This window comes from Raskinella chloraquaticus (SeqCode), from assembly GCF_021731865.1.
Taxonomy (GTDB): Bacteria; Pseudomonadota; Alphaproteobacteria; order Rhizobiales; family UBA4765; genus Raskinella; species Raskinella chloraquaticus.
The window spans coordinates 21,743-30,509 of the sequence record NZ_JAKFWN010000033.1 but is presented as its reverse complement, the minus strand read 5'-3'; the positions used below and the strand labels follow the sequence as shown (position 1 = coordinate 30,509).

The following is an 8,767-nucleotide window of genomic DNA, read 5'->3' as shown; positions in this document are numbered from 1 at the left end:
GTTCATTGTCGAGCACCAGCCTGACGGCACGCTCGCGGACTTCGGGTGAAAACTTGTTCGTCGTCTTGCTCATGATGGCTCCACATTCTCAGGAGTTGAGCCCTCCGGCAAACCCAGTGCGGTTCAGATCTTGTGGGAGGCATGGTCGCAACACTTTATGGCATTTGGCTCGTCTATGCCGCCGACCCGAAATACCTTTTCATGGCGGCGATGCTCTATGTGCCGGGCATCATCATCTATGTGATGGCAAGAAGGGAGACGGGCGAGAAACCCTTCACGGTGGTTGAAGGCATTCTCGCTCTTGCCCTCGTCGCCGCAGCTTGCGCCGCTGCCTATTTGCTTTGGAACGGGACGATAAGCCCGTTGGCGACAAGCGCGCCGGCGGTGGCGTCATGACCGTGCAAACGGGCAACGTTCCCGATCCCGGCGTCTATTCCGAAATCGGTCGTCTGCGCGAGGTGATGGTGCATCGCCCCGATCTCAGCCTGCAGCGTCTGACGCCTGACAATTGCAAGGCGCTGCTCTTCGATGATGTGCTGTGGGTGAAGAAGGCCCGGCAGGAACACGATATCTTTGCTGACGCGTTGCGCGAACGTTCCGTCACCGTGCTCGATTTCGGCACGATGCTGGCCGAGACCCTTGCGATACCCGAAGCACGCACGTGGCTGCTGGATCGTCGGGTCGATGTGGCCGCCGTTGGCAGCGACATGGTCAGCGAGTTGCGTGGTTGGCTTGGCGACTTGCCAGCGGCAGAATTGGGCCGCTTACTGATCGGCGGAATTGCACGCGCGGAACTGCCGTTCGCGCCATCTGGACTTGGCGGGATGGCCATGGAGCCACAGGATTTCATCCTGCCGCCCTTGCCCAACCAGCTGTTCACCCGCGACAGTTCATGTTGGGTCTACGGCGGCGTGTCGATCAATCCGATGTACTGGCCCGCACGTCGGCCGGAAGCAGCTAATGTGGCGGCGGTCTACAAGTTCCATCCGCGCTTCGCGGCGGCGAAATTCCAAACTTGGAACGACATCTCCGATGCAGCACCAGGCATCGAGACACTGGAAGGCGGCGATGTCATGCCGTTGGCCGACGGCATCGTGTTGATTGGTATGGGTGAACGGACGACACCGCAGGCCGTGTACGCGCTTGCCAAGCAGCTGTTTGCCAAAGGGGCCGCCACGCGCATTATTGCTGCGCTGATGCCGCGTGACCGATCCTTCATGCACCTGGACACAATCTTCACCTTCGTGGACCGCGATCTGGTGACGTCGTTTCCTCCCGTGGTTGATCGTATCCGCACGTTCGCGCTGCGCCCGGGCAAGTCTGACGGAAAGCTCGATGTCATGGCGGAGAAAGACCCGTTCCTGACGGTGATCCAGCAAGCGCTCGGGATCAAACGGCTGCGCGTGATCGCCACAGGCGGGAACACCTATGAGGCCGAACGCGAGCAGTGGGACGACGGCAACAACCTGCTCGCGATCGGGCCGGGCGTGGTCGTCGCCTACGATCGCAACGTCTACACCAACACGCTTCTTCGCAAGGCGGGCGCCGAGGTGATCACCTTCAGCGGATCGGAGCTGGGGCGCGGGCGTGGCGGCAGCCATTGCATGTCCTGCCCCATACAACGCGACCCATTGGAATGCGTTCTCGAGGAAAAACACCATGCCGATGAATCTGCGAGGACGAAGCATTCTGACGCTCGAGGAGCTGTCGCCGGCTGAAATCCGCTTTCTGCTTCAACTTGCGGCGGATCTTAAGGCCGCAAAACGAGCGGGAACTGAACAGCAACGTTTGTCGCGCAAAAACATCGCGCTCATCTTCGAAAAGGACTCGACCAGAACCCGTACGGGTTTTGAGGTAGCGGCATACGATCAGGGCGCGCATGTCACCTATCTGGGGCCTGCCGGGAGCCACATCGGCCACAAGGAAAGCATGAAGGACACAGCGCGCGTGCTGGGCCGCATGTATGACGCCATCGAGTATCGCGGCTTTGCACAAAGCATCGCCGATGAGCTTGCCGCCCATGCTGGCGTGCCGGTTTACAATGGATTGACCAACGAGGCGCATCCCACACAGGTGCTCGCGGATTTCATGACGATGCGCGAGTTTACTCACAAGCATCTGTCGGATTGCACGCTGGCGTTTCTGGGCGACGGACGGGACAATGTCGCGCACACGCTGGCGGTGGGCTGCGCGAAAGTCGGCATCGACATGCGCATCGCCTCACCCCGCAACTTGCGGCCGGATGACGTTTTCGTTAAGCGCATGAATGGAGAGGGAAAGCAGACCGGCGGTAGCCTTACGCTGACCGAAAACATCACCGATGCCGTCAAGGGCGCGGACTTCATCTACACTGACGTCTGGCTTTCGATGGGCGCGGACGAAAGCGGCTGGGGCAAACGCATCGACGCTCTGATACCCTATCGCGTCACGCGCGATGTGATGGCGGCCAGCGGCAACCCCTATGTCAAGTTCATGCATTGCCTGCCCGCATTCCACAACGCGGAAACGGAGGTTGGCGCGGACATCAAGACGCGTTTCGGAATCGATTGCATGGAGGTCACGGAAGAGGTGTTCGAGTCCTCCGCCTCTATCGTTTTCGATCAGGCTGAAAACCGCATGCACACGATCAAGGCGATCCTTGTTGCCACGATCGCTGGGTGACAGCCATGCGGATAGTTGTTGCCCTTGGCGGAAACGCCCTTCTGAAACGCGGCGAGCCGATGACGGCGGAACAGCAGCGGACGAATGTGCGCCAAGCCGCCATTTCGCTCGCGGCACTGATCGAGGCCGGCCACCAGATCGTCATCACCCACGGCAATGGCCCACAAGTCGGACTGCTGGCGCTGCAAGCCGCTGCCGGACCACCTGACGGCATTCACCCGCTTGATCTGCTGGGCGCCCAGACAGAAGGCATGATTGGCTATCTCATTGAGCAGGAACTCGGGAATGTTCTTCCTGACAGCGCCATGATCGCAACGCTGCTCACGCAGGTCCGGGTCGATGCGAAGGACCCGGCGTTTCTCAATCCGACCAAACCAATTGGTGCCATGGTGGACGAACTCACGGCGGAGCATACGACCGCCCATCGCGGCTGGACGTTCGCGCGCGAAGGGCAAGGCTTTCGTCGCGTGGTTCCTTCCCCCGTTCCACTGGAAATCTTCGAATTGCGGGTCATCAGGATGCTCGTCGAACGCGGCGTGATCGTGATTTGCACGGGTGGAGGCGGCATTCCGGTGGTCGCGCAAACGGATGGCAGCCTGATCGGCGTGGAGGCGGTCATCGACAAGGACCGCGCCAGTGGTCTTCTGGCCCACGCACTGAATGCCGACATGCTGCTCCTCCTCACCGATGTCGATGCGGTCTACAACGATTTTGGAGAGCCGGACGCCCGCGCGATCGCCAGTGTCGGCTCCGGCACGCTCAATCCGAAAGATTATGCCGGCGGATCAATGGGTCCGAAGATCGAAGCTGCGAAGTTGTTCGCGGCGTCGAAGGGCCGGACCGCGGGCATTGGCCGCCTTGAGGATGCGGTGGCGATCTTGGCCAGCCAGGCGGGTACAAGGGTGAACGAGGGCGACGGCCCCGTCTGCTTCCGCAAAGCTGCGCTGGAGCCGCCGTCGGGCGACGAGCGGAAAGCGAAAGTACGTACCAATGCCTTGTGACAGTCGACGGTATGATTTCGACGCATCCGATCATCCGGTCTGACTGTCAATTGCGCAGCCAACTTCCCCGGCTACGCGTCGGGGGGAAAAGGCAACACTTTGTGATGATTTCAGCCCGGGCGACGGAGCCCGGTTCAGGTCATTTTTCTAAGGGCACGCACATCCTGCCTCGACACAGGTGGGGCATAAACTCAATGGAGCTTACCATGCGAAATTCTATCGTCTTCTTTGCCGCTGCGGTGGCTCTGATCGCTACGCCGACGTCAGCCCAGAACACCGGCATGAAGGATATGGCTGTGGACATGTCCGTTCTGCCGCAGGCCTGCCAAGCCGCCCTGAAAGACATGAAAATGTCGCAGATAATGGGCGCCATGGAGATGTCGAAGATCACAGGTGCCACGGGTATGCCTGGTGCGGATCAGGCAGCGATGACCGAGGCACAGAAGGCATCAATGCAGGCGATGATGAAGATGCAAATGCCGATGATGATGACCCACGTGATCAAGGATGCCGACCTCGCTTTCAACTGTGGAATGATCGTTCACCATCAAGGGGCGATCGACATGGCCAACGTCGAGATCAAGTTCGGTAAGGACCCTATGTCCAAGGCAATGGCCGAGAGGATCATCAAGGATCAGAAGGCTGAAATCGTGGAAATGACCGCCCGCGTAGAAAAAATGAAGGCCAACTGAGGTCATACTGCCGGCAGTCTATTCCGGCGAACGCTACATTGTTTGGCGATGCCATCCTTGTTGACCAAGCAGGACTGTCACGCCGCCGCTCAAGAACGCCCGACCATCGCATCGGAAAGCCAAAGCGGGGGCGGCATCCAAACGACGGTGTCATTTCAGCTACTTCGTCGTCGTTCACGCCTCCATGTCCGCAACAGACCCTGCCACTGCGGAAAATCCACGCGATGAACTCGCCGATCTGCCAGAATCTTCCCAAAGGACCATCCGTTGATTGACAACCAAGGCTGCGGTTATCCCACCAGCGCGGCAGGCTTGCTGAACAGTAAGATGAGACGCACCCTTTGCGGCGCGGCTGCGGTGGCAATGCTCGCACTTTGGAGCGCCCCGGCTCAAGCGCATGTGAAATGGTTTGCACCCTATATCGTCGGCGCAGCTCCCCAACCGCTGATGATGACGTTGACGAACATCTGGTTCTGGTTCGGCCTCGGGCTTGTCCTGTTTTTCTTCATCTCGATGCGCGAATTGGAGAAATCGTCCAGTGGTGAAACCATATTGCTGTTTATCGACAAGGTGAGCGATCCGCTTTGGAACAGGCTCGATGACTTTGTGAGAGTCGTGATCGGTGCCTTTTTCGTGGCGATCTTTGCGGTCGGCGGCGTTTATCTGACGCCAGATCTGAAGACACCGAACGAGTGGATTTCCTGGGTGCAGCTGCTGATTGCGGCCGCAATTTTTTCACGAAAGACGCAGCCGCTCGCGGCTGCCGGCATCATCGCGCTATGGCTTCTTGCGTTACAGGATTATGACATTTTCCATCTGCTGGATTATCTGGCTTTGGGCGTTGGTGTGGCCGCATATCTCGTGCTCGAAGCCTCAAGCAACACCGAATGGCGCAACCGACGCTTCGAGGCTCTTCGCTGGGGCGTGGCTATAGCCCTGATGTGGTCAAGCCTCGAGAAGTTTGCTTACCCGGACTGGTTCTATCCGTTGGTGGTCGAGAAGCCTTTCCTGACCTTTGGCATGCCCCGCGACGTGTTCATCCCCATGGCAGGCGTGGCGGAGTTCACGATGGGGTTCGGTTTGTTATGGACGCCGCTGATCCGCAGGTTGTCCGCCATCGCGCTGTTCATCATCTTCACGACTGCCGTCTATCCTTTCGGTCGCATCGACCTGGTGGGGCACGCCCTGATCATGGCCGTCATCGTGGCGATAGCAGCGGATCATACGCGCGTGGTGACGTTTCTGCCGGCAATCAAACGATCGATGGCAGGCATCCCGGCGGGGCTTGTCACAACGATCACGCTGTTCGCCGTTAGCTATTGGGGACTGCACATGGCATTCTACGGCATCAACGGCGAAAGCTTGCCACCTTCTCCCGGAGTAACAACACACACGCCGAGTTCGGAACATCCGCATGACACCAATGGGAAATCTCGATGATCGGAGCTGGCCTGATGCGGTCGGTGGCTCTCGTTGTCGATGACGAACGTGTCCGTTGATTGGCCCGGATGGAGCAGTCCGTCCGCATTATTTGGTCAATTGTACGTTGACGCCAACGCGCCTGCATTTCGACGGCTTCTGAGCGCAGCTCTCGAATACATAAAGCAAGGTTCGGCATGAGCACGCCCATTTGCCACACGCTTTCGGCGGAGGATGCAGCCGTCGCCTTGCAAACTGATGTCCAGCAAGGACTAACAGACGCCGAGGCGGCCAAACGGCTGGCCCGCGAGGGTCCCAATGCACTGCCGCAGGGCAGGCAGGCCTCTGTCATCGCATTGATCGTTCGGCAGTTTCGCAGCCTCATGGTCGGCCTGCTGGTCGCCGCCGCTGTCGTGGCGCTGGCGCTCGGCGATGTCGTCGAAGCGCTGGCGATCCTCGTCGTTATTCTGTTGAACGCCGCCATTGGCTTCGCGACCGAGTGGAAGGCAGCGAGCGCTCTTGCGGCCCTGCGTGGCCAGGCGGTCGCTTCCGCTCATGTGCTGCGAAACGGTGCGGCGGGCGAGATCCCGGCGCAGGATCTGGTGCCAGGCGACATCGTGGTGCTGGCCGCAGGGGTCCGTGTGCCCGCCGATGGCCGCGTCATCGAGGACGTGCAACTGCAACTGGATGAGGCCGCGCTCACGGGCGAATCTCTGCCTGTCACGAAATCAGCGGCGACTGTCGCTGACGCGCAGGCCGCACTCGGGGATTGCATCAACATGGTCCATATGGGCAGCGCCGTCACCGATGGTCGCGGCCGCTGCATCGTGACGGCCACCGGCGCAAAGACCGAGATGGGACGAATCGGCGCGCTCATCGAAGGGGTGGCCGATCAGGAAACGCCGCTGGAGGCCAAGCTCGCGCAACTCAGCCGCGCGCTGCTCGTCATAGTGCTGGCGTTGTGCGCGATCATCACACTGCTCGGCTGGCTGCGCGGCAACGCGCTGCTGTTCATGGTGGAAGTAGGCATTTCACTGGCGATCGCCGCGGTGCCCGAGGGGCTGCTCGCCGTCACCACCATGACGCTCGCTGTGGGCATGCAGCGTATGGCCCGCATGGGGGCACTGGTGCGCCGCTTGCCAGCGGTCGAGTCGCTAGGCTCCACCACAGTGATCTGCACCGACAAAACCGGGACGTTGACGCGCAACGAGATGACCGTGCGCGCCTACAGGCTCGGCGGGCAGCGGGTCGATGTGACAGGAACCGGCCATGCGGCGGAAGGCCGATTTCAGGTCGACGGACGCGATATCGACCCGGTGTTGCTGGTCCTTGCCTTGCGCATCGGGGCCTTGTGCAATGATTCGAAGGTCAACCACAGCGACGGCGTCGTTAGCATTCTGGGCGATCCCACGGAAGCCGCGCTTATCATCGCGGCGGGGAAGGCCGGGTTGGACCAGGCCAAGCTCCACGCAGAGTATCCGCGCATCCGGGAGTTGCCCTTCAGCAGCCAAACCATGCTTATGGCGACGGCACACACCGGGCCGGGCGGGGTCGCCGTCGCCTATGTGAAGGGCGCTCCGGGCATGGTGCTGGCGGCAAGCACCGCCGTGCTCGGCGATAGTGGCAAGTCGCCCATGACCGGAGAGGCGTTGCGAAAAGCGCGCGCCACAAACGACGAGCTTGCTTCTGGTGCCTTGCGCGTATTGGGCTTGGCCTGTCGTGACCTGCCCGACGGATTCGACGATGCCGATCTCACCCGCGGCCTGACCTTCGTCGGCTTCGTCGGCATGATCGACCCGCTGCGCGACGAGGTGAAAGACACCGTCGCCCGTTGCCGCGAGGCCGGCATCCGCGTGGTCATGATCACCGGCGACCAGCAGGCCACGGCCGCCGAGATCGGTCGTCAACTCGGCCTCGACATCGATCAGCAGGGTCGGCCATTGCAGGTCGTGCATGAAAGCGCGCTGGGTAAGCTTGATGATGCCGGCTGGAACAAAGTTGCTACCGAGACCGCCGTGTTCGCCCGCGTCTCGCCCGAGCACAAATTGAAGATCGTCGAGGCCTTGCAGCACGGCGGCCAGGTGGTCGCGATGACGGGCGACGGCGTGAATGACGCGCCGGCGCTGCGTCAGGCAGACATCGGCATCGCCATGGGCATCCGCGGCACCGAGGTCGCCAAGGAAGCGGCGGACATGGTCATCACCGACGACAATTTCGCCACCATCGTGTCGGCGGTCGAGCAGGGCCGGATCATCGTCCACAATATCCTGCGCTTCATCCACTACCTGTTTTCGTGCAACTTCGCCGAGATCGTCACGGTCGGTGCCGCGATCATGATCGGCTGGCCACTGCCACTCGGCGTCATGCAGATTCTCTGGCTGAACCTGGTGACCGACATCTTCCCGGCGATGGCGCTGGCGCTGGAGCCCTCGGCGCCGGACGTGATGCGACGCCCGCCGCGCGACCCCGCTGAGCCGCTGATGACGCCGGCCTTCGGTTGGCTCATCGTCTGGCAGGGAAGCCTGCTGGCAGGATGCACGCTGGCGGCCTTCGTGGTGGGAATGCGCTGGTACGGCGTGGAAGACGAAGGGCTGCGCCATGCAGTCACAATCGCCTTCATGACACTGGCGATGGCGCAAGTGGTGCACGCTTTCAGCGCGCGATCGCGCACCCGGTCTGCGTTGACATCGCGCTTGTTCACCAATGGCTGGCTTTGGGCCGCCACTGCAATCTGTATCGTCATGCAGATCGCCGCAGTGGAAGTGCCATTCCTCCGCGACGTGCTGCGCACGGTTTCACTGTCGTGGGCCGATTGGGGCCTGGTGGCGGCGGGCGCAATCACTCCGATGGTTGTGGTGGAATTCGTGAAACTGGTGACGAGAGTGCGATCCCCGTTAGAACGTCCTCTAGAATGTTAGGCGTGGTCAGTCGACGAGATCGCCCTTGAGCTTGCCAAGACGGATGCGGCGCTCCTGCGCCTTGATCACCTTGTTG

7 protein-coding genes are annotated in these 8,767 nt (G+C 61.0%); all 7 read left to right on the top strand.

The features are described from left to right. The first annotated feature begins 141 nt into the window (after positions 1-141). Positions 142-396 carry a hypothetical protein gene (locus ACINK1_RS11855; RefSeq protein WP_376803751.1) on the top strand — a complete coding sequence of 85 codons (255 nt, stop codon included), beginning with the start codon at positions 142-144 and terminating at the stop codon, positions 394-396. Further along, positions 393-1,718, top strand: a complete 1,326-nt coding sequence (locus ACINK1_RS11850) for an arginine deiminase (RefSeq protein WP_376800999.1) — start codon at positions 393-395, stop codon at positions 1,716-1,718. Before ACINK1_RS11855 ends, ACINK1_RS11850 begins: the two co-directional genes overlap by 4 nt. Further along, on the top strand, positions 1,660-2,661 hold the full coding sequence (gene argF / locus ACINK1_RS11845) for an ornithine carbamoyltransferase (RefSeq protein WP_376800998.1): 1,002 nt from the start codon (positions 1,660-1,662) through the stop codon (positions 2,659-2,661). The genes ACINK1_RS11850 and argF overlap by 59 nt, the downstream gene beginning before the upstream one ends. A 5-nt stretch (positions 2,662-2,666) precedes the next feature. Continuing rightward, complete coding sequence (gene arcC / locus ACINK1_RS11840) at positions 2,667-3,662, top strand: carbamate kinase (protein WP_376801009.1); 996 nt, start codon at positions 2,667-2,669, stop codon at positions 3,660-3,662. Positions 3,663-3,868: 206 nt separating this feature from the next. Beyond that, complete coding sequence (locus ACINK1_RS11835) at positions 3,869-4,354, top strand: DUF305 domain-containing protein (RefSeq protein WP_376800997.1); 486 nt, start codon at positions 3,869-3,871, stop codon at positions 4,352-4,354. 267 nt (positions 4,355-4,621) lie between these two features. Further along, positions 4,622-5,794 carry a hypothetical protein gene (locus ACINK1_RS11830; protein ID WP_376800996.1) on the top strand — a complete coding sequence of 391 codons (1,173 nt, stop codon included), beginning with the start codon at positions 4,622-4,624 and terminating at the stop codon, positions 5,792-5,794. 176 nt (positions 5,795-5,970) lie between these two features. Continuing rightward, the gene (locus ACINK1_RS11825; protein ID WP_376800995.1) at positions 5,971-8,691 is read left to right on the top strand and encodes a cation-transporting P-type ATPase; all 2,721 of its coding nucleotides are present in this window, start codon (positions 5,971-5,973) and stop codon (positions 8,689-8,691) included. The last annotated feature ends 76 nt before the right edge of the window (positions 8,692-8,767 follow it).

What these genes read in the sequence shown, in the direction of transcription:
- ACINK1_RS11855 (WP_376803751.1), top strand. Translation starts at nt 142, where the DNA reads ATGGTCGCAACACTTTATGGCATTTGGCTCGTCTATGCCGCCGACCCG.
- ACINK1_RS11825 (WP_376800995.1), top strand. Translation starts at nt 5,971, where the DNA reads ATGAGCACGCCCATTTGCCACACGCTTTCGGCGGAGGATGCAGCCGTC.
- arcC (WP_376801009.1), top strand. Translation starts at nt 2,667, where the DNA reads ATGCGGATAGTTGTTGCCCTTGGCGGAAACGCCCTTCTGAAACGCGGC.
- ACINK1_RS11835 (WP_376800997.1), top strand. Translation starts at nt 3,869, where the DNA reads ATGCGAAATTCTATCGTCTTCTTTGCCGCTGCGGTGGCTCTGATCGCT.
- ACINK1_RS11850 (WP_376800999.1), top strand. Translation starts at nt 393, where the DNA reads ATGACCGTGCAAACGGGCAACGTTCCCGATCCCGGCGTCTATTCCGAA.
- argF (WP_376800998.1), top strand. Translation starts at nt 1,660, where the DNA reads ATGCCGATGAATCTGCGAGGACGAAGCATTCTGACGCTCGAGGAGCTG.